The 26,281-nt window shown below is 59.2% G+C and carries 21 protein-coding genes; 6 read left to right on the top strand and 15 right to left on the bottom strand.

The window, feature by feature from the left end:
• Positions 1-1,130 (top strand): alpha/beta hydrolase (locus HV773_RS34800; protein ID WP_175198377.1); only part of this gene is annotated, 1,130 nt, incomplete at its 5' end.
• A gap of 14 nt (positions 1,131-1,144) precedes the next feature.
• Here the strand turns inward: HV773_RS34800 and HV773_RS34795 are convergent.
• Positions 1,145-1,912 (bottom strand): DUF169 domain-containing protein, encoded by a 768-nt coding sequence (locus HV773_RS34795; protein ID WP_246282624.1) that lies wholly within the window; start codon positions 1,910-1,912, stop codon positions 1,145-1,147.
• 40 nt (positions 1,913-1,952) lie between these two features.
• A complete protein-coding gene (locus HV773_RS34790; protein ID WP_175198375.1) occupies positions 1,953-3,176 on the bottom strand; it encodes a Zn-dependent hydrolase in 1,224 nt (407 codons plus the stop codon).
• 129 nt (positions 3,177-3,305) lie between these two features.
• Between HV773_RS34790 and HV773_RS34785 the strand changes: the two genes are divergently transcribed.
• On the top strand, positions 3,306-3,626 hold the full coding sequence (locus tag HV773_RS34785) for a hypothetical protein (protein ID WP_175198374.1): 321 nt from the start codon (positions 3,306-3,308) through the stop codon (positions 3,624-3,626).
• Between the two features lie 129 nt (positions 3,627-3,755).
• Here HV773_RS34785 and HV773_RS34780 read toward each other — a convergent pair whose 3' ends face one another.
• Positions 3,756-4,496, bottom strand: a complete 741-nt coding sequence (locus HV773_RS34780; protein ID WP_175198373.1) for a 3-ketoacyl-ACP reductase — start codon at positions 4,494-4,496, stop codon at positions 3,756-3,758.
• A 710-nt stretch (positions 4,497-5,206) separates the two neighbouring features.
• On the opposite strand from HV773_RS34780, the gene HV773_RS34775 reads away from it, so the two are divergent.
• Both HV773_RS34775 and HV773_RS34770 read left to right on the top strand, forming a co-directional pair.
• Positions 5,207-5,992, top strand: coding sequence for an ABC transporter substrate-binding protein (locus HV773_RS34775; protein WP_175198372.1), 786 nt, complete (start codon positions 5,207-5,209; stop codon positions 5,990-5,992).
• A gap of 23 nt (positions 5,993-6,015) precedes the next feature.
• Positions 6,016-6,867, top strand: coding sequence for a phytanoyl-CoA dioxygenase family protein (locus HV773_RS34770; protein ID WP_175198371.1), 852 nt, complete (start codon positions 6,016-6,018; stop codon positions 6,865-6,867).
• 90 nt (positions 6,868-6,957) lie between these two features.
• On the opposite strand, the gene hutC is transcribed toward HV773_RS34770, so the two are convergent.
• On the bottom strand, positions 6,958-7,695 hold the full coding sequence (gene hutC / locus HV773_RS34765; protein WP_175198370.1) for a histidine utilization transcriptional repressor HutC: 738 nt from the start codon (positions 7,693-7,695) through the stop codon (positions 6,958-6,960).
• Positions 7,696-7,846: 151 nt separating this feature from the next.
• A complete protein-coding gene (locus HV773_RS34760) occupies positions 7,847-8,326 on the bottom strand; it encodes a hypothetical protein (protein WP_175198369.1) in 480 nt (159 codons plus the stop codon).
• A gap of 215 nt (positions 8,327-8,541) precedes the next feature.
• Between HV773_RS34760 and HV773_RS34755 the strand changes: the two genes are divergently transcribed.
• Positions 8,542-9,237, top strand: coding sequence for a response regulator (locus HV773_RS34755; RefSeq protein WP_175198368.1), 696 nt, complete (start codon positions 8,542-8,544; stop codon positions 9,235-9,237).
• A 17-nt stretch (positions 9,238-9,254) separates the two neighbouring features.
• Here HV773_RS34755 and HV773_RS34750 read toward each other — a convergent pair whose 3' ends face one another.
• A complete protein-coding gene (locus HV773_RS34750; RefSeq protein WP_175198367.1) occupies positions 9,255-11,270 on the bottom strand; it encodes an ATP-binding response regulator in 2,016 nt (671 codons plus the stop codon).
• Positions 11,271-11,501: 231 nt separating this feature from the next.
• Between HV773_RS34750 and HV773_RS34745 the strand changes: the two genes are divergently transcribed.
• On the top strand, positions 11,502-12,635 hold the full coding sequence (locus HV773_RS34745) for a catalase family protein (RefSeq protein WP_217481973.1): 1,134 nt from the start codon (positions 11,502-11,504) through the stop codon (positions 12,633-12,635).
• Here the strand turns inward: HV773_RS34745 and HV773_RS34740 are convergent.
• The 9 genes from HV773_RS34740 to HV773_RS37185 all read right to left on the bottom strand — a co-directional run.
• The gene (locus HV773_RS34740; RefSeq protein WP_175198365.1) at positions 12,599-14,125 is read right to left on the bottom strand and encodes a Dyp-type peroxidase; all 1,527 of its coding nucleotides are present in this window, start codon (positions 14,123-14,125) and stop codon (positions 12,599-12,601) included. The genes HV773_RS34745 and HV773_RS34740 overlap by 37 nt on opposite strands.
• A 31-nt stretch (positions 14,126-14,156) precedes the next feature.
• The gene (locus HV773_RS34735) at positions 14,157-15,458 is read right to left on the bottom strand and encodes a hypothetical protein (RefSeq protein WP_175198364.1); all 1,302 of its coding nucleotides are present in this window, start codon (positions 15,456-15,458) and stop codon (positions 14,157-14,159) included.
• A gap of 13 nt (positions 15,459-15,471) precedes the next feature.
• Positions 15,472-15,903: a hypothetical protein gene (locus tag HV773_RS34730; RefSeq protein WP_175198363.1), complete on the bottom strand. Its 432-nt coding sequence runs from the start codon at positions 15,901-15,903 to the stop codon at positions 15,472-15,474.
• 17 nt (positions 15,904-15,920) lie between these two features.
• Complete coding sequence (locus tag HV773_RS34725; RefSeq protein ID WP_175198362.1) at positions 15,921-17,771, bottom strand: GMC family oxidoreductase; 1,851 nt, start codon at positions 17,769-17,771, stop codon at positions 15,921-15,923.
• Positions 17,772-17,798: 27 nt separating this feature from the next.
• Positions 17,799-20,168 carry a hypothetical protein gene (locus HV773_RS34720; protein ID WP_217481972.1) on the bottom strand — a complete coding sequence of 790 codons (2,370 nt, stop codon included), beginning with the start codon at positions 20,166-20,168 and terminating at the stop codon, positions 17,799-17,801.
• A gap of 257 nt (positions 20,169-20,425) precedes the next feature.
• Complete coding sequence (locus HV773_RS34715) at positions 20,426-21,328, bottom strand: alpha/beta fold hydrolase (RefSeq protein ID WP_175198360.1); 903 nt, start codon at positions 21,326-21,328, stop codon at positions 20,426-20,428.
• Positions 21,329-21,342: 14 nt separating this feature from the next.
• Positions 21,343-24,300 carry a patatin-like phospholipase family protein gene (locus HV773_RS34710; RefSeq protein WP_175198359.1) on the bottom strand — a complete coding sequence of 986 codons (2,958 nt, stop codon included), beginning with the start codon at positions 24,298-24,300 and terminating at the stop codon, positions 21,343-21,345.
• 259 nt (positions 24,301-24,559) lie between these two features.
• Positions 24,560-24,979 (bottom strand): hypothetical protein, encoded by a 420-nt coding sequence (locus tag HV773_RS34705; protein WP_175198358.1) that lies wholly within the window; start codon positions 24,977-24,979, stop codon positions 24,560-24,562.
• A gap of 420 nt (positions 24,980-25,399) precedes the next feature.
• Positions 25,400-26,281: hypothetical protein (locus HV773_RS37185; protein ID WP_246282621.1), on the bottom strand; the 882-nt coding region annotated here is incomplete at its 5' end.

The following is a 26,281-nucleotide window of genomic DNA, read 5'->3' as shown; positions in this document are numbered from 1 at the left end:
AGCAACAGCAACAGCAACAGCAACAGCAACAGCAACAGCAACAGCAACAGCAACAGCAACAGCAACAGCAACAGCAACAGCAACAGCAACAGCAACAGCAACAGCAACAGCAACAGCCTGATGATCAGGAAGAGCCTGCCACAATTGTCAAGGTGTTCTTTGGCACGGATCGAAAGCGCAATACTCCGCCGCAGTCACCCGCCAATCACTTTAGCCATCAACGGGGCAAAAACCTCATTTATGGCGAATGCGAAGTCAGCATTCCGTCCAGCCATGAGATGGGAAAACTGGAGGCGCCGTTCATATTGCGGAGTATTTTCCAGAATCCGAAAAAGCACGTTGTCCTGCAACGCGTCACCGAATACGACGTCGTCAAGTTCGGCCAGGAAATATCGGCTGCTCCATACAAGGGCGACACGCGCAAGGCGCTGATCTTCATCCACGGTTTCCATACGACGTTCGAAGACGCTGCCCGCCGGGCGGCGCAAATAGCGCGCGACGTCGAGTCCTCGGGCGTGCCGTTCGTCTATAGCTGGCCGTCAGGCAGCAAGCTGCTGAAATACACCAGCGACGGCAGCAACGCGGAACAGGCCGTCCTCTACTTTAAAGAGTTCATCTCGACCATCATCAACGCCGGAAATTTCGACGAAGTCGTCATCCTCGCGCACAGCATGGGAAACCGGGTGTTGGCGGGCGCCATAACCGCAATGAAAGCGGCAGGCCTGAACCATGAGTTGCAACGGATAACGGAGGTGATTTTTGCCGCCCCGGATATCGATGCCGATGTGTTCGAGAATCAGATCGCTCCAGCCCTCACAAACCTCGCCGTCGGGACCACGCTGTATGTGTCATCGGGGGACAAAGCCCTGGCCGCATCGGAAGTCGTCAACGGCGCACCCCGCGCCGGAGACGCCGGCGAAGCGATTCTGGTTGTGAACGGCGTCGATACGGTGGATGCCAGCGCAATCGAAAGCAAACTATTCAGCCTGAACCATTCGTATATCGGCAGCTCCCAACGCCTGATCAGCGATTTGAACGCTCTGATTGAAAAACGCATGCGCGCGGCCCATCGATTCGGGCTCCTTTCGATCAACGTCGCGATGGGCAAATACTGGCGCTTTAAAGTCTGACCCGCCGCATCGGCCTACTTTTTCGCGTAGCTCACTTCCATTCCGGCCCTCACGTCCTGCTGAATCCCGTACTGCGCGAACGGATACCGAAGTCCGTTCTTCGCAAGCGCTTCCATGCCGGCAATGGCCTTCGCCAGCACCTCGGCGGGCAGCGCCATCAGCATTTCGTCGTCGAGCACGCCGCCGTATCTGCGCTCCGCAAAGCAGGGAATCGACAGGCTCGGCTCGCCCGTCTTCAACGCCCTGCCCCACGAATCCGCACAGGACGATTCGCCCACCACACTCCAATCGAAGCGCTTGTAGCCTGACCACTGCAAGCCATTGATGAAATACATCATGGCGCCCGGCGTGGCATAGAAAAGCGCAATGGTCGGGTCAATTCGGCCAGCGGCAAGCGGAGACACCACCAGCGCCTCATATTTGCCGTCCGGAACGCAGTCCATCGCCTCCTGATGCTCGCGGGAATCTTCGAGCGTCGCGTACCAGACGCCGGCCATTTGCTCACCCGATTTCCATTCGGCATCCTTCGCATTTCCCAGGCCCACGACAGACCGGCACTGCGATCCGACCAGATCTTCAGCCGTTACGCCAACCGTAAAACCCAGGCGAGCGGCTTGCCCTACGATCTGGTCGAGCGTATGGATCGCCTTCGGGCGGCGAATGCGATGAATCGCCTCCATGTCCTCGCGCCGCTCGTACAACGTCATGCCAAACGGCAGACTGCGCAGCTTGAGCAGGCGCTCGAGGTCTGCCGCCAGTTTTCCAAGCTCGTCTTTCGTCAAGGTCTTCTCCCGAACAAGAACGTCAACACGCCACACACCGCTATCGCGCGCAATCAGCCAGCAAATTCGCAAGCACCGACGCGCCCTGTGCAAGATGCGCCGGGTCCGCGTCCTCCGCCTCGTTGTGGCTGAGCCCGGCCTTGCACGGGACGAACACCATCGCGGTCGGGGCAACATACGAGAGATTCACTGCGTCGTGTCCTGCGCCGCTGCACATCTCCAGATACGAATAACCCGCGGCCGCGCTGGCCTCGCGAACGCTGGCGACGCACTGCGCGTCGAAAACCACCGGCTCATATTCGGCAACCTTTTCCACCCGCACGCTCGTGCCGCGCAGCGCGGTGCGTTGCAGACAGATCGCTTCGATATCGGCAACGAGACGCTCCAGCGCCGGCCGCGAAGGATGGCGAACATCGACGCTGAAGTTGACCCTGCCGGGTATCGTGCTCGGCGAGTTCGGCTGGCAGGCGACATGGCCCACAGTCACGCGCGCATCGGCATCGAACCCATGGCCATGCTCGACGATTGCCGCGATCATCGCAGCGGCCACGCCCATCGCGTCCTTGCGCACGCTCATCGGCGTCGTGCCTGCATGCGATTCGAAACCGGTTACCGTGACGTCGAGTTCGTAGATGCCCTGCACGCCGGTCACGACGCCAATCGGAATGCCGGCGTTCTCCAGCACGGGGCCTTGCTCGATATGCGCCTCGAAGTAGGCCTTGGGCATCTGCTGCTCGCGTTCGGGACCGGCGAAGCCAGTGCGTTCGAGTTCATCGCCTAGCAGTACGCCCGTCTGCATGCACGGCCTTGCGCGTGCGTAGTCGAGATCGAGCGTGCCAGCGTAGACCGCGGAACCCATCATGCCCGGCGTGAAACGCGAGCCCTCTTCATTGGTCCATGCCACGACGTCGATCGGATGCCGCGTCGCAATGCCGAGATCGTTTAGCGTGCGAATGGCCTCGAGACCCGCGAGTACGCCGTAGACGCCGTCGAAGCGGCCACCGAGCGGCTGCGTGTCCAGATGACTGCCGCACATCACGGCTGGCGCATCGAATTGAGTGCCGGGCCGGCGCGCGAACACGTTGCCGATCGGATCGATGCGGATTTCGCAATCTGCCTCCTCGCACCAACGGATGAAACGGCGACGGCCCAGCACGTCTTCGTCGCTCAACGCGAGCCGGCAACTGCCGCCGTGCGCGGTGGCCCCTATCGTTGCCATCTCCATCAGCGAATCCCAAAGCCGTTGCTGATTAACGTGAATCATTGTGGTTGCTCCCGAAAGGTACCTGGAATATACGCCCGCAACGCTCCTCCTGCAGGAACGGGCCGATGCGCAAGCCTCCCGCCACCCACATTGCGCTATCCTGATACCCCTCGTTCAAAAGGAACACGCATGAAGCTTTCGAAATACCTGTTACTGATGGCATTGACGCTGTCCGCTGCAAGTCACGCGCAAACCTCGCAGACCTATCACTTCGGCGAAGGGCAAACCGGTTTCGGTGAAGGCCAAAGCACGCCGCAACACGCGCGCACCAGTTCTCCGCCGCCGCTTCCCGGCGCCGGACCGACACAACCGCTGCCTCCGGGCGAACCGCATTCGCAAGCGAAGCCGAAAGCAAAACCGAAAGCCAAATCGAAGTCGAAGTACAAGACGCACCATCGACACCATACGACGCACCATGCGCCGGTTCAGGATCCGTATTCGCGCCCCTGACACGCCAACGGGTTCAAACTCAAACAGCAAGACCCGCATACGTGAACGACGCACAAATGAAAAATCCCTGCCCAGCGCGATTCGCCAAGCAGGGATTGTGTGAATACCATCACACGCGAGCCAGAGAGCTCAACTCATGTGAAGTCCACCGTTAAGTGAGAAGTCGGCACCGGTTGAAAATCCCGCTTCGGCAGAAGCGAGCCATGCGCATATGGATGCGATTTCGTGCGGCTCGCCAAGCCGCCGCACCGGAATGCTCGCCACGATTTTCTCGAGCACCTCGGGCTTCACCGCACGCACCATGTCGGTCCCGATGTAGCCAGGCGAAACGGTATTAACCGTTACGCCTTTTGTGGCGACTTCCTGGGCCAGCGCCATCGTGAAGCCGTGAAGACCCGCCTTGGCCGTCGAATAGTTCGTTTGACCAAACTGGCCTTTCTGGCCGTTGACCGACGAAATATTAATGATGCGCCCCCACCCGCGATTGACCATGCCGTCAATGACCTGCTTGGTCACATTGAAAAGGCTGGTGAGATTGGTATCGATCACGGCGTCCCACTCTTCGCGCGTCATCTTCCGAAATACGACATCCCGGGTAATTCCGGCATTGTTGACGAGCACGTCGACTTCGCCGACTTCCGACTTTACTTTTTCGAAAGCCTTCTCGGTCGATTCCCAATCGGCAACATTACCCTCGGAAGCGACAAAATTGAAACCCAACGCCTTTTGTTCCTCGATCCATCGTGCGCGGCGTGGTGAATTCGGACCGCACCCGGCAACGACGGTAAAGCCATCGCTGTGCAGCCGCTGGCAGATTGCGGTTCCAATGCCACCCATTCCGCCAGTTACGTAGGCAATGCGCTGTGCCATAAGTCCTCCAAACATTTCTCGGTTGTATAAGGAACGGCTTCAACAGGAGGATAAAGGGCAGTGTGCATCAGCATCCGATGTGGGGGCGATGGGCACTATCCCTTATGGAAATATCGGGCTGCACACCGGCATAAATAGCGCTTTATCTTTTATCGCCATGAGTCAAGCGGCTATTGCCGTGATTTGTCACCTTATTATGATCGCCGGTAATTATCGTGTTTGTAAATAAACATATTGCATAGTTTCAAATGCCAACGCACCCGCCTATTCATCTGATCAATAGCACTGCTGCGTAAAATTCCGAACCGGTCGGCTGCGTCAGTCATTCATTGGGTGCCGCATCATGTTGTCTAGACATATTGACGCCATCTCTTCTAGATGGATATTCGCCAGCATGGCCTGAAGGCAGCAGCCAGGGCAAATCCCTATCCTCCCGATCCCTCGCACATTTCGCCAATAATTTCTCGTAATTCGGGCGATTTTCAGCCGAACAGGCTACTTTCTCAAAAATCACGGCCGCACCTCCGCACCGACGCCCGAAGTCGGCGCATTGTCCCCGCTTGCGCACGTCAAGTTGCGTGGTCTAGACTGCTCGACAGTTTCATCGGTGGCTCGAACCCGCTCGCAGTGCAAATACACCCATTGCTGTAGTTCATCCAACCGGCCGCGCGGGTCTTGCCCGTCGCGCCCACCCAATCAGGGAACAAGTCATGAACCGGATCGTCAAGTTTCTCGTCGCCTCGCTTGCCGCAGCGCCGCTCGTTTCGTTTGCCCAGGACACCACGACGATTCGCTGGGGCATCGACCCCACCTATCCGCCGTTCGAGGCAAAGCAGCCGGACGGCTCGCTCGCTGGCTTCGACATCGACCTGCGCAACGCGATTTGCGCACAGCTTCATGCGAAATGCATATGGGTCGAACAAGGTTTCGACGGCATGATTCCCGCGCTTCAAGCGAAAAAGTTCGACGTAATCATGTCGGCAATGACCGCCACCGACGACCGCCTGAAACAGATCGACTTCTCGAACAAGCTCTACTCGTCGCCGGGTGCGCTCGTCGCGCCGCGTGGTTCCAAGCTGCAACCGACCGTCGAGTCGCTCGTCGGCAAGCGTATCGGCATCGATCAGGGCACGACGCAAGAGGTTTATGCGAAGGCCGAGTGGGCGCCCAGGGGCGTCACGATCGTGACGTACCAGAACCAGGACCAGGTCTATGACGACCTCGTCAATGGCCGACTCGACGCCACCTTCCAGGACAAAACTCAGGCCGGCTACGCGTTCCTTAATACCCCGCGCGGCAAGGCCTTCTCGTTCGCCGGCGGCGATGTCACCGATGCGCGCATCATCGGCCATGGCGTCGCCATGGGGCTGCGCAAAGGCGACACCGACATGAAGAAGCGCCTCGACGGCGCAATCGCCGCCATTCGCGCGGACGGCACCTACCAGAAGATTGCCGCTAAATATTTCGATTTCGATATTTACGGCGCCAAGCAATAAATTCAATTACCGGGAGTGCAATCATGGCCATCAATATTCGTGAACGCGTAGCGCAGGCGGTCACGCCCGAACTCATCGATGCGTTCCGCACGGACGGCGCCGTGTGTATCAAGGGCATTTTTTCGCCGGACGAAATCGAAGCGCTGAAGGCCGGCATCGACACCAATCTGGCGCATCCGAGCACCCGCTCGAAAGTGGCTAGCCGGCCCGAGGATCCGGGCTGGTTCTTCGAGGACTTCTGCAACTGGGAGCACAACGCCGCGTATCGCGAGTTCATCGCGCGCTCGCCCGCCCCAACGGCGGCGGCGGCGCTAATGGGCGTCGATACGGTCCGGCTCCATCACGACCATTTGCTCGTGAAGGAACCCGGCACGCAGCAACGCACGCCGTGGCATCAGGACCAGCCCTATTACAACATCGAAGGCGACGACAACGTCAGCATGTGGATTCCCGTCGATCCGGTCCCGCTCGAATCCACGCTCGAATTCGTCGCGGGCTCGCATCTCGGCCCCTGGCTGATGCCGCGCACGTTCATGGACAAGGAAGCGAAGTGGTTTCCCGAAGGCAGTCTCGCCGATCTTCCGGACATCGAAGCAAATCGCGATGCGTTCCCGATCCGCCGCTGGGCGCTCGAACCCGGCGACATGGTGTGCTTCAGGATGCTGACGCTGCATGCGTCGGGCGGCACGCGCAACAGAAGGCGCGCATTCTCGATCCGCTTTGTCGGCGATGACGTTCGCCACGCGCCGCGCCGATGGAAAACCTCGCCTGACTTTCCCGGGCTCGCCGAAGCGCTACCGGACGGCGCACCGCTCGTGCATCCGCTGTTTCCGGTGCTGTGGTCGAAAAACGATGGTCAGGTGAGCACGCTCTGAAATCGCGGCACTGAAAAAGCACAAGCGGCGGGCCAGTATGCGCCGCCGCTTGTTCTGCCTGTTACTCCCTCAGTGCACATCCCGCGCGAATCAAACCTGATGACGCGTGGCGCCCGGCTTGAAACGCGAGCCGAGCCGGTAACGGTTGCCCGGGTGCACGAAGCGCGCGAACGTCACCGGCAGCCCGTTCGTCCACGTACGGCGCGTGAGCGTCAGGCAGGGTTCGTTGGCGCGCATGTCGAGCAAGCGCGCCTCGTCTTCAGTGGGCATGGCCGCATCGACGATATGCTCGATCTCGAGCTCGTAATGCGACACGTTGTTGTACAGATACTCGGACGGCGGTTCCACCTGGAAGTCCTGATCGATGAAACCCGGCGCGGCCACCGGGTTCACATACCGTTCCTCTAGCTGAATCGGCCGGCCGTTCTCCTCGTGCACGCAGACCACATGAAACACGGGCGTATCGACCGGCAAGCCGAACGCCGCAGCAACCTCGGGCGTGACGTGCCCGCGCGTCTGGCTGATCACGTGACAGCGATACTGATGCCCGCGCGCGTGAATCTCGTCACGCACATGCGCAATCATCAACAGATTCGATTGCGGCTTTTCCTCGGCCACGAATGTCCCCACGCCCAGGATGCGCTGCAACGCGCCTTCGTCGGTCAATTCGCGCAGCGCCCGGTTCACGGTCATTCGCGCGACCCCAAATTCCGCGGCGAGATCGAGTTCGGAGGGGATGCGCTCCCCGATCTTCCAGTCGCCGGCATGAATACGCTTGCGAACGAGTGCCTTGATCTGCTGGAAAGGCGCGTCGACCTTTTTGGTCATCGAGGGTCCTGATAGGCGGGCGGCGGAACTCCAGATTTTATAACGGCCAGGCGACGCTTTGGCGTAGGTAACGGTGTCACGGCAAACGTCACCGCGAACTTCACCGCGAACGCTGCCTGATCGTTCGCCAGCCCCTCTCACACGTCGCCCGCTAACCCGTGGTCCCGAACCCATCGAGCAAGGACTGCAGCCGACGCTCCTGAGCATGCATGATCCCCGGCGTGCAGCGGAGTTCGAGCACGCGTCCTTGCCAATAGTGCGAACCGAAAATCGCCATCGCTTTGTCCGCGTTTATCGCGATTTCGAGGTGCGCGATGGCGTTATCCAGATTGTGGACTGTGTAGGGGCTGAGGGGTCGCCGCCCAGTCTCTTTTGGTGTTTCTGTTTCTATTTCTGCTTCTGTTCCTATTTCTATTTCTGTTGCTGCCCCGTTCCTTGTTTTTACCCTCGCCCGAATGGTCTCCTCGCGCTCGGCCTGCTTGCCCCCGGCCAGGCTCGCCCGAATGGTCTCCTCGTGTGTTGCTCGCTGGCCCCCCGCCAGATTCGACTGGTTGGTCTCCTCACGCTGTGCCCGCTTTTGCCCCGCCAGGCTTGCGTGCTTGCTGCATTCAGTTCCAGGAATCGAGCTCATGGCGCAAGACGATCGAAAGATGCGACGTGCACATGGTGGTGATCCCCCTCGTCTGATTTGCAACGACTCCATCGTGCGCCTCCCGGGGCTCGCGCAATACCGGGCATGCGAGGGGAAAAACGCCTCCAGAAGGCGGCCCCAAAAGAGTCCCCCGCTTTGGGGGGATAGCACCCCTCGCGATTGCAGGTACTATGGTCCGGACTGGAGAAGCGCCGATGGACAACCTGTATTTCCGCCACGTACTGCTCGTCGAGGACGAAGGCCTGACGCGTATCGCGATGAAGAGCCTGATCCTCACGTCAGAGCCGACGCTCGACATCGACGAGGCCGGCTCGTACGCCGCCGCCGTCGAGCGGCTGCAGAACAAGGCTTACGACCTCGTCTTTCTCGACTATCAAATCGGGGGCAATCACACCGGGCTGGACCTGCTGCACTGGCTGCAGGAAAACGAGTGTGCAGCGCACGTGGTGATGCTGTCCGCGCAGGACGACCGCGAGACGGTGCTGGACTGCATCAAGAATGGCGCCGGCGGCTTCATCTCGAAGGCCAGCGAGGAAGGTGGCGCGGTATTCCGCGAAGCGCTTCAAACGATCCTGAATGGGCGTGTCTACCTGCCCAACAGCGTGCTCGGCAAAGGCGGCCATACCCCGCAGCCACCGGGCCCGAAGCAGGGCATTCCAATCGACTCGCTGAACCTGCCGCCTCGTCTCGCGCAAACCTTGGGTTTTCTTCTGCAGGGCATGTCGAACAAGGCGATCGCGCGAAAGATGAATATCACGGAAAACACCGCGAAGGAGTACATCAGCGATCTGCTGAGCCGCTTCAACGTTTCGCGGCGCACTTTCCTGATTGTCGAAATGGCGCGCCGGGGCATCGAGATCCCCACTGTTGCGCGCGCTTCCACGTCGTGAACACTACGTCCTGAACACTAAACGCGGGCCGAAGCCTCCGTCAATTCGAGCATGCGCGCAATCAGCACGTCCGTGGAGAGCGGCTTGCTGAGCACGCAGCGCTCCGGCAACACGCCCTGCGTGCTGGCCCCGGCCTCCCCCGTCACCACGAGGCACGGCACGGGCCGCGAAAAGTGCGCACCCAGCAGACGGATCACATCGTGCGCTGACAACATCTCCGGCAACCGATAGTCGCTGATGACGAGGTCCGGCACGCGCTCGATCTCCTGCAAGAGTGCTTCGAGTTCGGCCACCGAGCGGGCCGAATCGAACAGCACGCCCCATAGCCCAAACAGCGCCTCCATCGACGCGCGCACGAGGCTGTCGTCCTCGACCAGCAACACGTAAAGCCCCCGCAGCGACGACGGCGAAGGCGCCGGCGACAATGCCTGATCGGCGGGCGATATCTCCATGTTCTGAAGCGCAAAGGGATCGGCCACCGGCATGCGGACCGAGAAGCGCGACCCTTGCCCCTCGATCGATTTCAGTTCGAGACGGTGCCCTTCGAGCAGCGACACCACCGCATTCACGATCGACAAGCCCAGTCCGAGCCCTTTCTCGCGGTCCCGCTCCGGGTTGCCGATCTGCACGAACGGCTGGAAGATCGAATCCCAGTGCTCCTGCGCGATGCCTATGCCGTTGTCGATCACGTCGATCCGTACATAATTCGGCATCCGAACCAACCCCACGATCACCACCGCGCGCTCTGCTTTCGACGGATCCGCATATTTGATCCCGTTCGCGATGAGGTTGCTCAGCACGCGGGGCATCCAGTCGGCGTCCGTGCGTACCCATGCGGGCTTTTGATGCGTCTTCCCATAGCGCAGCGCGACGCCGCGGCTCTCCGCGAACGCCGCGAGTTGCTCGACGGTCTCCTCGGTCACGCGGTTCAGGTCGACGCTCGTATAGCTCGGGTTGACGTGCCCCGATTCGAGCTTCGAAAGATCGAGCACGGCGTTGAAGAGCCGCGCAGTGAGCACCGACGCCTTGCGCGCCTCGCCAATCAGTTTGCTCGAAGCTTCAACGTCGCGTGCTTCCAGCGCTTCATCGGCTGCGGCCAGAAAAAGGTTCAGCGCGTGCATGGGCTGCCGCAGATCGTGCGCTGCCGCCGCCAGAAAGCGCGATTTCGCGCGGCTCGCCTGCTCGGCGGCTTCGCGCTGCTGCTCACGCAAGGCAATCAGCGCTGCCGACTTGGTCTCCTGATCGCGCCGCGCGCGTTCGAGGTCGCGGTGCTTTTGCGCGAGTTCCGCGTTGGCGTGTTGCAAGGCTTCGTTGCCATGGGCAAGCGCCTGGACGGCGATGTACCGGTCGCGCACATGCCGCTCGGCATTCACGTTGACGCTATGGCCCAAAACCGCGACGTTCAGCAGATAGAACATGCCCGCCGCGAAGTTGTCCGCCTCGATTGCGTGCGTGAGCAGTTGCGCCATCACGATCACGGCGATCACGGACACGGTCAGCATCAACGTCGCCTTGGCGCGCAGGCGAAGAAAACCGAACTGATAGAAAAGAATTAAATAAAAGCCGACAAAAAAATGCGTGAAATTGAACGGCCGTGGCGCGAGAAACGTTTGTACCAACAAGCATAGGCACATGCCGGCCAGACCGCCGAGCAGGATCCAATGCGCGAGCGTGTCCCGCTGAAAGTCGAGCCGGAAGGCCAGCACGATGCCGACGGTCGCAACCAGTGCACCGGCGCAGCGGAACGTGAAAATCTCCGCGAAGTACGGCTGGAACACCGGACTGCTTCGCGCCAGGCTGAATTCCCAATAGCCGAAGCACACCCAGATCAAGGTGCCGAGGACCAGCGCCGCGCGGCGGAAGTCGGCGAAACGCCGGCCATAGTCTTCCGTGAATTCCTGTTCGACACGCGGGTCGTCGAACCGGGCGGGCCAGCACAGCATGTCGACCAGCCATGCACGAATCGCGCCTGGCGCTGACGCGCCTTTAAGGAAATTCGATGCCGCCGCCGACTGAAACCTGAATATGTTCATCGCATCTCGCCGGTATGCTCGCTGGTCTCGCAAAGCAAGACAGGATCTATTTATTTTATGAAAAAACGATGCACTTCGGCACCGGATTGACCGCAGTATTGGCTGCGGTATTGGCATTTGCGGGACTTTCTGCCTAAGCTATTTTGACTGACGGCCACGAGCGTTGAGTACCCAGGGAGACCTCCATTGCTAGCCAATGCCCTGCATCGTTCGCTAATCTCGCTACTCCACGTGGAGCGAAGATTCGATCCGTTTTTTCGGCCCTTTCTAGACGCACTGGCCCAAGAGCCCATTGCCGGTCTGGTGCAGGCGGCCATCAATGCGCAACGCCCCAACGACAATCTCGCGTTGGCGCAGGAACTTGCGCTGCCGGACGAGAACACAATCGTCCAGAAGATCATCGAACGCATGGGCGAGTATATGCGCGAGCAATACCAGCCCGGCACGTTTCAGCGCGCCGGCAACACCAAGACACACGGCGTGCTGCGCGCCGAATTCCAGGTTCACGGCGATATTCCACCCAATCTGCGTCATGGCATTTTCAGCGCGCCGCGCAGTTATCCGGCCTGGGTGCGGCTGGCCGGACCGGGACCCGACAGCCCGCCCGATATCGAGGATGTGGGCGTCCTGAGCATCGGCATCAAGGTGATGCAGGTTCCCGGGCCGAAGCTTCTCGACGACGAACGCTTCACCCAAGACTTCACCGGCATCAGCACACCCACGTTCACCACGCCGAACATCGTCGAGAATGCCAAGCTCCAGGCGGCCGTCCTGCGCCGCACGCCGCTCTTTTACTTCATCAACCCGTTCGATTCCCACCTGCTGGACGGCATCATGCAGGGCCTGTGGGCGCGCACGCAATCGAGCCCGCTGCAGACCGGCTATTGGAGTTGCGTGCCGTACCTGCTGGGCGAAGGCCAGGCGGTTCAATACGCGTTCAGACCCAGGTCCCGCGAAACCAGCGCCATTCCGGGCTTACCGGGGCGCCCCAACGATAACTACCTGCGCGAAGCGATGATCCAGACGCTCGCCGAGCGCTCAGTCGACTTCGACGTCTTCGTGCAGGTGCAAACCGACTCCTATCGCATGCCGATTGAAAACGCGTCGGTGCGGTGGCCCGAACACCTTTCAACACCCATACGCATCGCGACACTGCATTTTCCGGAGCAGCAGTTTGCCTCGCCGGCTCAGCTTGCTTTCGCGGGCCAGTTGTCCATCAATCCATGGCATTGCCTTGCCGAACATCGGCCGCTAGGCAATCAAAATCGCGCACGTCTTGCGATATACAAAACCCTCTCCGCTTTGCGTCAATCGATGAACAGCACGCCTCACGTCGAACCCACCGGCGACGAAGTATTCGAGTGATCCAGCGTCACCAGAAAGCGCAACGCTCGAAGGCTCGGCATGAAGAAATACGCGCCGCCCATGACCGTGACGAATTGAGGCAAACCCGTGGTCTGGCACGCCGCGCCTTCGGCCTGAGGGAGGCTGAAGCGGTCCGTTTCGCTACCGTCACTGAGCGGCTGCCGTTCGCCAATCAGCGGATCACGCTCTGCCGCGAGACCATTGAATTTTGCGCCCGTAATCCATGCGCCTTGAATAAACTCGAACTGACGCGAGATATTCGCGCCGAGGCAAATAAAGTGGAGCCCAGTCTCCACCCCATCGCCTTGATCCTCGATCGCCGCCTCGGGTGGCAGGCTCTGGCCATATTCACGACCGCGCCGCAGCATGCGATGAAAGCGGCTCGATGCAACCAGATCGCCGCGCAACGCCGCAGCGTCGAAACCCAGCGTGGTCAACAGGCGCGCAAGCAAGCCCTTGCCACTGGCGTCCGGTAAATCGCCATTGCGAGGATTGGCACGCCGCACGTGAGCGCCGAATGGGCACCGCAGCCCGTCCGCGTCCCCCGCATAGGTAAATGCATTGAGCTGCTCGCGGCCCGCCTTCGTGCCGGGATCGGGTGACGGCGCTTGTGCGCCTTCGAGCAGCGACACACCCGCCATCGTCCGCCCGACCATCGCTTCGGCCGTCGCCTTGCGCGCGGCCGGATCTCCGTTCGCGCGGGCGTTGTGAAATCGCCAGAAACCCTGCACGTCCTGGCGCAGTTGCCGCAGCACCAGGTATGAACCATTGCGCCCCAGATCCCGTTTGTCCGGCGCATCCTCAGCCGGTGCGAGCAGGCCTTGCGGATCATCTGCCGGCTCAACCAAAGGACGCTCGGTGAAACGCCCATACGCGTTCGCGTACCCGAGCAGGAATTCGCCCAATTCGATGAGATTCGAATAATCGGGTTGTGTGCGATCGTGCGACGGCAAACTGAGTTGCCAATCGAGCGCCGGCTGGCTGATGCCATCCGCGAACCCAAACGGCTCGAGGCCCTTCATGTCCGTGGTCGGCAAAACGACTTCCACCGAGAACGCGGTGGCCCATTCCGGCCCGGTCACCGCCTGCGTCCATTCCGCCAGCCGTCCCGGCGCCGCGTACAGCAGCACCACCATATGCGGCGCCGCCGACCCGCCCCATTTCCAGTTCTCGGGCGCATTCGTGTCTACGTCACCAAGCCTTCTGGAGCGGTTAGCATCCGCACTCATGCCGCCGTTGAATTCGGAAGAGAATTGTTCGATCATCCGCTGCGGAACACCGAGCGCGCGCAGGCCGTCGCTCGTCAACGCCACCTGCAGAACCTCCTGAACCGACTTCGCCGCAAGCGCCGCGCTCGTCACCGGCGCGCTCGACAGCCAACGTCTGGCAGCCTGCGCGTCCGCAATGCGCAGCACGTAAAAGCAGGCTTCGGTCAGGCGCGAATAAGCGTGCCGCACGAGGCCTTGTATATCGTCCAGATCGACTGCCACGGCACGTCTCCCTTATCGACATTCAGGACTTTCAGAGTAGCTTCAACCATTCCCGCACCTGCTCGTCCGATGCGCTTGACGCTTCCAGGCCCTCGCGGATGCGCGTGTTGGTGGCGAGATCGAACGCAGTCAGGCCCGGATAGGCCTTGTACCAGACGTCCGTAGGCAATTCATGCCGCCGTAGATAATTCTTGAAATGCTGCTCGTTGCGCGCGCCCTCGACGACGAGCCAATTCGTGCGCGGATAGCCCACTCCATTGCTGAATACCAGGTTCAAGCCCCACGCCACTTTGTTGATGAAATCGTCCATGTAGCTGTCGAGGCTTCCGTCGTAGTTGCTCGCGAACATCAACCGCTGTTTATCGTCGAGCAGCACCCAGCGCGCGAAGTGTATGGTCTGCACACGGGTTAGATGGCCGCGGTTGTAAATATGGCGGCACGAGTAATCGAGCAGCCCAAGCAGGACGACCACCGCATAACGCCTGAAACGCCCCGGCTTCACGCTGCCGAGCGCCGTGAATTGATTGGTGACGTCGTAGTCTTCGAGCGCCCTGAGTTTCGCGAGCTGAGCCTCCGGGGGACGGTAGACAACCTCAGGGTCGGTTGTTTCGAGGCTGCGCAGTTTCCACGCGAGAAACGGCAACGCCACGATAAAGAACGGCAGCGCGGCGAGCAGCACCAACGGCACCCACACGGCGTGCAGCCATTCGCGAATCCGCCATCCCAGCGGAGTCGGTTCGGGTTCGGTCAGGCTGAGACGCCCGGCGTTTCGCTCCGCATCGACCAGGTTGCGCAGATGCTTGCGAATAGACTGCGGATCGCCGTTCGCGCGTCCGTCTACGCCGCGAGGAACGTTGGCGGACAGGAAATTCCTCAACGCCCGCTCCTCCGCGATTTGCCGGACCGGACGACCGATCCAGTTGACGTAGGCGGCCGCAGCCGGCGTGTCGTGCGCGAGCATCCAAGAACCAAGTGCGTTACCGGGATTAAATCCTTCGCAATGCGAAAATATTGTGCGCAACCCCTCACCTGCTTTGCGTGCAAGATCGTCGATAAAGGTCTGCTTCGAACCATCGCAATCGCCGAGAAACACCAGATACACCGGAAAATCCGCGGGCTTAACGCCATACAGCGCAATATCGCCGGCGGTCACGTCATCCAGAATCGCGAAGCGGGCGAAATGCAGACGATCGAACCGGCCGAATGGAACCAGTGCGTTGTCCGGATCGATGCTGCCCGGGCAGTGGTTCATCGTCGCCAAAAGCGCTCTCAACGCCGCCACCTTGCCAGGCAGCAACGGTGCGACCACCATAAAGCTCGATTGCGGGGTCACGGCGGGGCGTCCTTTAAAACTCGAGACTAAAGAAGATCAGGCGGCTTTTGCCCCAGTACACCAGGCCAAGGTACACGCCTGGTGCGATCAAGCGAATTTCGTCGCGTATCCAGTGGGCCACGATCGACGTCTTGCTATAGTCGAGCACGATGCATTCGTTGCCGTCGAACCAGCTTTCGCCCTTATAGACGGTCGCCTGAATGGCATCGACTCCGAACGGGGAGACCCTATTTTTCAGGACTCCATTCTGGGAATCAAACACCTTTCCCTGCCATGCGAAGATCTTCACCACGTTGGCCACGGCATCGCTGAGAACGGTTCCGGGATCAACAATCGCTGTTCCCTTGGCTTCTCCATCCGGAATATCGCCGGCCGGGCTGTTGCGGAACAGATCATCCAGTTCGTCCTGGCTCATGGACAGTAGCTTGCTGGTGTCGTATGCCATCTTCCACCTCCGGTAAGTTACGTCGGGCTCGCTGCGTCCTTCAGAATCATGTCCGCCGCTTTTTCCGCGACCATGTAAACCGCGCTGGCCGGAAAGAAGCCCGGAATTTTCGGAAACACCGACGCGTCCACCACGCGCAGGCGGCGCACCCCGTGAACGGAAAGCGTGCTATCGACCACGCCCCGTGCGGACCGATCGCCGATCGCGCAGGTGCACGATGCATGATGGCCCCACGCGTTGTCGCGCACGTAATCGGCAATGCCCGCATCGTCCCGCACGTGCGGCCCCGGCAACTCCTCTTCTGCGATCAAGCCACGTTCGACAAGCGGCGCCGCCAATCCGCGCACGAACTTGACGGCCTCGACGACCGAGCGCATATCGTCCCCGGAGGCATCGCTGCCTTCCTCGAAATAGTGAAAGTCGATAAGCGGCATATCGAGTGGATTTGCGGAGCGCAGGCGCACCGTTCCCGCATCGTTACGGGTGTGCGCCTTGAGTATGGTCCACGACAGGAAATCGTTGTTCTGGGCAAAGTCCGCCGAAAATCCCGGGTAATAGCCGATGAAGCGCTCGACCAGCGCCATGCAGAATATGTCCGGAGGCAGCGAGCGCGTCTTCGCCGTGCGACGCACAACGGCAACCGCTGCGCCGTTGGTGATGTAAACGCCTTCACGCAGATCGGACCATGCGCGATAGGCCGGGTCGTCGGTCGTAAACTCCGCGCCTTTAAGCACTTCCCATGGTTGAGCCATACGGCTGACCACGGCAATCTCATAGCGGTCCTGAAGATTGCTCCCAACCCCTTCGAGATCGACCCGTACAGGAATGCCATGCGCCTTCAAATGCTCCGCCGGACCGATACCCGACAGCATCAATAACTGCGGCGTATTGAATGCGCCGCCCGCCAATATCACCTCGCGACGCGCGCGCACTTCGCAACGCACGCCCGGCTCGGTGCTACATTCAGGATGCGCTTTATACAGGCGCGCACCCTTCAGGTATTCCACGCCTACCGCAGTACCGTTCTCATCGAATAGCACCCGCGTGGCGAGCGAATCGAGCGAAATTTTCAGATGGGCCGGAAACCGCTTGGCCACGTCGTGCAGACGCTCGCGTACACCATGCCGTGCATGGCCGCGCGTGCTGAGCGGCGTGTAGCACACGCCCTGGAAACAACGCCTGCCCCACAGCCGCGAATTCGGATCGCCCTGCCAGCGAATCAATCCGAGCAGTGCGTGCAAGCGCCGCGGGACGCTGCGCGCGGTGAGTTCCATTGCGCCGAAAACCACCCGCATCAAGTGGTCGTCGGCCAACGCCTTCTTCGGCGTTGCATGCTCGGTGGTCAGCCATCCGTCAAAGCCATGTGCGGTCGGGTTGATGCCAAACCGGCGAGCGAGCGCCCAGAGCGGGCGATGGCGGCATTGTTCGAGCTTTTTGCCATACCGGCGCATCGCGACCGCGCGCCAGGACCGGTCGCCGGTCATTTGCGCGATGCCGTCCCAGTCCGAATCGTGCGGATACACAAAGATCATCGCGTTGTGCGCGGTGCACCCGCCCACCGTTGCGGCGCGCGGATACAGAACGCCTTCGGGTCCGCATTTCTGATCGCGCTGCTGCTGGGCGTCGGACGCGTAATGGCGCACGAAGAAGTTCCAGCTCATTGCCGGATTCTCCGAGGCGCATGCATGGAAACCCGGCACGTGGTAATCCGCTGGCATCCGGTCCGCCTCGCTCGCGGGCGCATCGCCTCCTGCCTCGATCAGAAACACGCGCATGCCCGCCTCCGCAAGCCGCGCGGCGAGCGTGCCGCCCCCCGCGCCGGAACCCACAATCACGTAATCCCATACCTCATCGTCTGGAGTGGACATAGCCTATGGACCGTCGAGGTCTCTTGCTCAGAACGTTTTCAGGAACGCGATCAATGCTCGCTTGTCGTCGTCGCTCAGGACCGGCTCCTTGCCGAAAGCCCGTTCATCGGCAGTCAGCCCGTTCTGGTCGTTGAACTCGGAAGTGCCAAAGTAATGGCCGCGATTGACGATGAAATCAGGACACTTGCTAAGCGCCAGCATCGGCTTTTCAAGGCCCGCGTACTTCTTGAGCAACTCCTCGTCGGTCGCATTGGCCGGCATCGTAAACAAACTCTTGCCGAGCTTGAACACCAGATTCGTCAGTTGCCCGATATGCTGCCCGATGACCAACGGATCGCTGCTTTCAGGCAGCGGCCGGATGTTGGCCAGCAAGTTGACCGGGACTTGTGCCGGAACCGGCCCGAGCGCGAGATCGCCGGTCTTCGGATCGAACAGTTTCGGGTCGATCCTTTGCAAGGTGGACTGCAGCGACGCGGGCAGATAGCCCTTCGGTATCGTGATCTGGCTACGCACCGTCGTCCGGTCGATCAGGCCCGGCACCTTGTCGCCCAGCACCGAATCGTGCTGCCGCTTCTCCGGCCACAGCATTTGTTCAATCGATGCATCGAACACCTTCATCCGGCTCGCAACCGACGGATCGCCGTCGAACCTCTCTGGCCCGACCGAGTTGTTGAGCAGGAACGGCGCCGTCGACCAGATGCTGATGAGGGAAGGAACCCGCGTATAACCCCGGCCTCCGGCGGGCATATGGTATTGCCACGGTTTGCCGGAAAACGCATCGTTGAGCGTGACCGCCCCGACCGAAGGCAGCGTCTTGTACGACTCCGAGGAAAAGTTGTCCCAGATGTTTCCACGAATCGCGTTGGTCGCAAGCGGACTGCAGATGTTGGTCCGCAGCAGCGTCACCGGAATCCGCGCATCGCTCGACAGATAGTTTCCATCGAGGAAATCCGGAGCATCGACGACCTTGCGCATTTGCGTCTTGTAATCGTCCGTTTGCGTCCATTTCCAATAGCGCTTGAAGCACGCCATATAGTTCGGCCCGTTGCAGTCGTGCAGATTGAGGCTGGCCGGCACCGGCGGCGCCTTGCTCGAGTGGCAGCGCGCGCAGGTATCCGCGAACACGTTCTTGCCGCGCTGGAGCAGCGCCGCGCCATCGGCGGTGGACGCATCGGTGAGATATTGCTTGCCTCCTGGCGCATCGCTCAAATGGTCGGGCTGCGAAGCCGCAATCAGATACAGCGCCATGTTGATCGTGCCCGCTTCCGTGACTTGCCAGTAAGTCGAATTCTTGCGCGCCACGGCAATCTGAATGGGCGTGATTGGCTTACCGCCGAAAACCGGGTTGAAATGCAGCAGCCATTCTTCGCTAAACAACCCGATGTTCAGGTACACGCGATTGAGCGCGCCCAGCACGCCCACCGAATCCGCGCCATCCTTGAGAACGTGGGGAGTCCACACGGTGTTGGGCGCCTTGAAGAATTTCGTAAGATCCCCGCTCGATACAAAATCATTGATTTGTTTGTTATCGAGCTCTCCGCCTGCCAGCGTTTCCTTGCCGATCTTGAGCGCCTTTCCCAACCGGGCATGGAGATCGTAAAGCGCATTCATCGTTCGGGGGTTGTTGATGTTGTCCGTGGACACGAGCGACGTATCCATCGTGCCGGGCCGCCACGTGTGCGTGAGTTGATACATGAAGTTCTGTTGACCCTCGGGTTTCGAGGCGTTATGAATGAAAAGCCGATCCACCCACATGTACTGCGCCCCCACGGTGCCACTCAGTTCGGCCCACTGCGGATGTTCTGGATTCGCGCTCGGATGAACCGGGCTCGGCCCAATATGGCAAAACGCGCACGTCATCCCCACGCGGTAAGGACGAATGAGATTGGGATTGTTGTAATACGAGGGGTCTTCATAGTAGCGGCGAGCGTCCCATGCCTTTTCGGCCTTTTCGTCGAATGCGGGATTGGGGAATAGACGAAGGCCGACAATGCCCGTTGCATAGCCATAGAAGGAACCGACCGGCAGTGTTTTACCGTCGCTAAACGTCGTGCCGCGCGCACCGGTCTTCACGCCGGGGTATTTAGCCTCATTCTCGAACGGGTCCTTCGGGCACTTGTCGCTAACGGTGCGTTGATCCAGCCACAAACCAAAGCGCTTCGGATCAGGGGCTGTCGCTTTCTCGAAACAGGGCTCGTTGATCACCCCGAGATAACTCCAGCGGTCGTCTCGCGAATGCTCCTGGCCCGGATAGGAGCTAATCGACTTGATGATGTCGAAGGCACCGAACGTGTCCTTCGTCATTCTGTCCCAGAACCGGTCGTTGCCCCCGCTCCAGACGAGCCACATGTTGCGCCCTTTGATTTCCTCCGGAGTTAGCGCGATGCCCCGATCCATGTCCTTGAAGTAGTCCTCGTCCGCTTGAGGAAACGACGCTGCGTTTAAGCCCGCTTGTTTGGCTTCGTCTAGCACTTGACCGGATTGAGGCGCCGCGCGCGCACCGATACTGAGCACCCCGACGAGAACAAGTATCCATACATGTAATTGACCTTGTCGATTCACGATCGCCTCCAGTTCTGATGTTCTCGCCGGAATTCAAATTCGTGCGTCATACCAAGCCGCCATTACGCGCCATAACGGCATGTATAGGAACCCTAGGAATCACCTGGGGCGAAGTCAAGCACCCTGGCCAATTCGCCCGCCAGCTTTTCCCACGCCTCCAGATCCACGAAATGGCCAACGCCCGCGAGCGGCCTCCAATCACCGTTGCATCCTGCATCACCGAAGCTCTTGCGCGCGACGAGTGCAGGCAAGGCACCGTCCTTCATGCCCCAGATCACCGTAACGGGCACGCTGATTGGCGTGGCATAGATTCCGTACAGTTTTCTGTGCCGTTCCGGCAAAAGGATGGTCAAGACAATCTGCCGGTAGTATTCAATCGGCCCATGCATATCTGCGGTCTTTGCAAAGCGCGCTACGATCTCATCAACGAGTTCGACGTCCATCGTTCCGGGTTGGCCCTGCCGGATCAGAAAGGTCCATTTCAAAAGCTTCCTGCCAACCGCGGTGGTCATGAACCACTCGGGCAACCATGGAATCTGAAAAAACGGCACCCACGGAATACGAAACGGTTGCCAGTCGTCGCAGGTCACGACTGCACGCACGAGCGTTCGAGGATGCGTGCAGTTGACGACCACCAGTTTGCTTATCAAGCTCGAGTAGCGATGCGCAAATAGCCAGCCCAATGCACCGCCCCAGTCATGCGAAACCAATACGCACTGACGAATTCCCAAAACTTCGATCAAGGCCTTGATGTCGTCGGTCAGCGTAAAAACGTCGTAGCCGCTCTTCGGATAACTCGAACCCGGATACCCACGAAGATCGGGCGCATAGATTCGCGAATGTGGCAACAGATGCATCAGGTGACGCCAACTCATCCATCCTTCCGGGAATCCATGAATGCACAGAACCGGTGCGGCATTGTCCGGACCCGAAACGGCCACATGAAACGTGGCGCCATTCGCCTCGACAAACCGATGAGCAATATCCGTGGCCATGATTCATCGCTCGCTCAGCTATCTCCACCTGCCTGCGAGCCGGTGGAGCGTTGCAAACGATCAACCAGCATGGAACCGTCCTTAAGGGGTTTCTCAAGCAGGTGACGTCCGATCAGGTAGCCGAGTTTCCGGTAGCTTTCGAACTGCGCCTCGTTGAACCATTGATCGACCGTGGACTGTTGCGGGAACGCAGGCTCCACAATGGCGTAATTGCGCAGATCCGAAGCGCACGCGTATATCTCAGGTGTCAAGGTAGGCTTGATCAGAATGAGCTTGCCGTCGAACTTCGCCGCATTAGGCGTGCTGCCCTCCAGACTCGGATAACGGATCACACCCTCCACCACGTGGTTCGCACTGAACGGCGGAGGATTGTCGCTAGCTTCGCGCCTCAACGGATCGACATTGATGATGATGTCCACGCCGAAATCGGCCGAGCACTTTCGTATGGCGTCGGCAAGATCGTCGAATTGCAATGACGCATCTTCTCCGCAATCACACAGAACAATGAGGCCGACACGCCGCCGAACGAGTTCGTAAATACCCAGGTTGTCGAAGTGCCCACCGTCGGACAGATAGACGTAGCGCGACGTGCTATCGGCGGCGCCAAAGAGCTCATTGAGGTATAGCGCACCGCCGAACTCAGGGCTCGAGCGTTTTGGCACATTGCGCGATGCAGGATTCGGGCACCAGCGGCCAAGCCGCACATTGAACAGCGTGAGCAGGAACGCCACGCCCGGATCGGTGTGGAAACCGGAATTCGGGCTAACCGCAGCGCCCGAGACCGCAACGGCTCCGCCAAGCATCGGGCCGATATCGTCCAGCGGACCGAAGGTATGCTTGCCGCGCATGTATTGCGCGGTCTTCATGAAGCTCTTCTCGGAATGGCCGGGGTCCATCGCGCAGGGCAGGTGAAATCCGCAATAGAGCGGCGAGAAGAAGAACGATGCGGCCTTGCGTTGCTGCCACGCCAGATTCTCCCCGGACGTCATGTTCAGCGTCGTGTTGATGATGTGATAAGGACGCTGGGCGAAGTTGCGCTTCGCGCTGGCTGCAAGATGGCTGAGGGGAATATCGTCGTCGATATCGAAGCCCGTGAACGGATGCGGATGCCGTATTCCCAGCGCTGCGCGTGATGCGCCCAGATAACATCGCGTCAATCGATTCCGATAAAAGTTGTAGAGCGAGAACAGATTGATATCGACACGCCAGGCCAGTAGCAAGCCAACCGCGAGAAAAGAGAAAAACACCACCAGTACGGTATAGAGTTTGTGCCCGCCAAGTTCGACCTGGTGACCCGACTGCTGCGTCAATTGAGCCGACACCTCCGCCACCGCTTGCACGAAATCAAGTTTGGGAGCGTGCAGCGCATCGCTTTTCGGCATCGTGGACTCATTCACGGGGTGCGCGACCACCACACTGGTTTCCGCTGTACCAAGCGGAAGCAACCGGTACTCGCCATACGAAATGATCACGGCCAAACCGATAATGAACACATACGGCACGAGGACAAGTCCACGCTCCAGACATGAATTGCGCGAACCGTCCGTCTTTTTCGACTTACCTGTGAACACGCCCCAGAGCGATGCAAAAAGCCATGCTGGCCCACCCACATAGGTCAGCCATGCATCGCCCCACAACACAAGCGCCGAACCATAAGTCCCAGCAGTAAGAATTCCCCCCCCGCCGACCGTGACCGCGAGCAGCCATCCGCCGTAACGCGCCCACCATTCATGCACGTCGTAATCGAAAATGCGCCCGACCAACCCCAGATGCAGCACGATGGTCAAGGCAAACACTTGCAGAATCATGAACGGTGCAATGGATACGGCAAACCATAACGCTTGCTCGTGCGCCATTGCACTTATTCCTTGATGCATGAGCGATAGCAACACGCCGCCTGTCGCACCCGCCAGCGATCCGGCAACCACGATGGCGATGCGCTTTGAAAATGGCACTGCGCGCTTCTTGCGCGTATAGACTTTACGGGTGCCCTCGTGTTGAACCTGCCCGGGAGCCGAATACCGATCCTGCGCGGGCAGCACACATGCGACAACCGCGTAGAACAGCGTAAAGAAGACGACCCAACTCCCCATATGCCAGCCTTTAACAAGGCCGCCGCTGTTCGTCATCTCGATGGCCATGAGAAATGCCGCGAGAACGCCAGGCAAAATCACAGAGATCAAGACAAACTCAGTCTTTGCGCACGGACTCGTTTGATCGGCGCGCAGATTGAACACGATCCCGGCAACGCTCAGCGAGAGCAACACCAGGCCCAACGTCCCGGGAAGCCACAGACAGAACTTGCAATGAAGCAGCGTCTGCGCACCAAGGAACACCACCCTCGGCGAAGACAGCACCACTACGATCGATGCAAGAAAGATCGCCTGAATCAACACAAGATTGCGAACGTATGCCGAAATCGCCGCCAGCGTGTCGGTGCTCAACAGGCCGACCCGTGGCGTAAGGTAATTGCTGTATTCGCGCAGAAAGCCGATCGACGCGTCTTCCTGCGCTTTGGGTGGGCCGCCCGGCGACGTGTTGGGACTCAGCACCGACTCGAGATCCGCCACGTTTCCATTGGGAAATCGATGCAGCATTTGCGCGGAAAGCCAACTGCCGATATAGCCGCCGCCAGAGACCGTGGACAGATAGTCGAACTCGCGCAATACCTTGCCTTCGCAAAGCGCCTGGATAACGCCAAGGCTAAAGGTCGCGCTTCGTATGCCACCTCCGGACAACGCCAAACCTTTCAGGTCTAGGTTCTCGCTTTGCCGCAATGCGTCGGCCTCGCTGCCGGGAGCGCCTGGGCTGGCTGGAGAAACACGGTCGATTGGATCGCTTTGGCCTTTGCGCGCCTTCACGATTTCATCGAGTTCTTCATGAAGCACTTGCGCAAAATCGTGGGCGACGCTTTGCCTTCTCGACCCCGCCGATTTCTTCGCTTGGCTTTCCCCGGTTGACGGCGCGTTCATGGCGCTCCAAGACAGAATTAAATTCTGAAACGACGCGATGATTAGAAACAACAGGAGGGTGTATCAAGCCGTTTCTGGTATTGCCAATTGGCCTGAATATCACCTTCCTTTGGAGCAACAGTAGTACGGAATTTTCGGGTGAACAACCCTACTTTCTTTCCCCTCCTTTGGGGGGATGAGATGGGCGTGGGGAGGGGAAGGTCAGACTGAATAGTGTTTGCACTGCAAACGACAAACCCAGCTCAGCAGGCTGGGTTTGTTATTCCCTGTCGAAGATCGGTGCAATCGCCACCTGCGCGCCAGCCGTGTCGCGGCTGATCCCAGCCACCGCTTCTTCCGCGCTCTGGCCCGTCAGTTGCTGCTGCTTCGCCTCGTCTGTGACCTGCGCATCCTGTTGTGCGCTGCCTGTCTTTCGTATTCCGAATGAATAGCCATGTAGACCACCGCCAAGCTGGTTGGCCACGGTCAGACCGGACCGGAGGCCGGACTCGAGCTGCTCGAAGGTGCTTTGCGAACTGACCGTATCCTGCGCCGAATGGCATGAACAAGCTGGATTCACAAACCGCGAAGCCGCGTGCGCGTTCGGGTAGAGGACGGCAAGCTCATCATCACGCCTGCTTGACAGCTCCGCAAACAACAAACCCAACTCGATGGCCGGGTTTGCCGTATAGGCCGTCATCTAAGGTGAACTATTCAACCGCTCCCCAATACCCATGAAACGGATCATCTGGTGCTACAAGCCTTCAGATATCTCCGGATTGCATACAGCGAAACCATTTTTCCTCAAACATTTATCCGGCATATGAGTCTTGCACTGCTACTCGTTCCGCCAGCCCATTAGCCACCTGATCGCCAATCCAAGCGCAGAAATGACGACACTCGGCGGGCGAAGAAAAGGCATCAATTACTTCCCAGTTACACGCGTTCATGGTTTCTTAATCCACGATGGATCAAGCTTGAGCTTGCAGGCTTCCAGGCGGTGCAGCGCGTGAGGATCGAGGTCCAACATGGCACGCGCATCATCACACACGAGTGAAATAACAGACACAGCAAACCCGGCCAACGCCGGGTTTGCTGTGGCGTGTACGGTACGCGACCGTCATTTGCTCTTGATGCGCTTTTTATCTTTGAGCAGGGTCGCGATATCGTCATTCGAATCGAGTGACATGGTTGGATCTTCGTAGCGCTCTATGTCATCGCCCAACCATTGCTCCCCGTGGCGCTTGACGTGGAACTTAGCGACAACACTAAGTTCGTCCGCTACCAGAATGGCAACCAGACAACTGACTGGCTGTTCCAATCGCCATTGATTAAGAATCTCGCCCACAAATAGAAGTGCCTGTTCAAATGGCATTTCCGCGATGTAATCTTCGACGTGCAGAGAATTCACAAAACATTCGTAACCTGTGCAATCCGTGAAGCGCGCTCTTGGCACATTTGCATGCTTTGAGAGGGCGCGAAGTACACTGCATCCATCGCGAACTTCAAAGCCATCGCGCACAATTTCGCTCAAGGACGGTGCGAGCACACGAGAAGCCTGCGTACTTCTCAAAAGATTTCGCATCGGGCCGTTAATTTTCATTAGTTTCCACCGAGGTACTTGTTGAGCCTTTTTTTGAATCGCCGCATTGAAATTGGGATCGTTCAGTAGCTTGTTAACAGAATTAGGCGCGTCCGGAAACGAGTTTGTACTCGGATCATAGAGATACTTTTTGCCCTGATTGTCTTGATAGTGAATTTGACCTGGTCGTTGGCCGGGGTTTGGGTTCTCCACATCAATCCTTTCTTTCCCATCGCCTTTCCAAACTGTTTTACTGGCAAACTGCGCACCGTTTGCACCCAGCATATCAGCGTTACCGCCACCATTTCCGCTGTTACTGACCAGTTCAATAAATAGTGCGTATATTGGATCAAGCTGCGTAGCGAACATGCTTCTCCTGAAACAGGTTGCGGATAACATGAGGCTGCTTCTGCCGGCGAT

Origin of the sequence: Paraburkholderia caffeinitolerans (genome assembly GCF_902859945.1) — a bacterium.
Lineage (GTDB): Bacteria > Pseudomonadota > Gammaproteobacteria > Burkholderiales > Burkholderiaceae > Paraburkholderia > Paraburkholderia caffeinitolerans.
The sequence above is the reverse complement of the archived record's forward strand: the minus strand, read 5'-3'. Positions and strand labels throughout refer to the sequence as shown.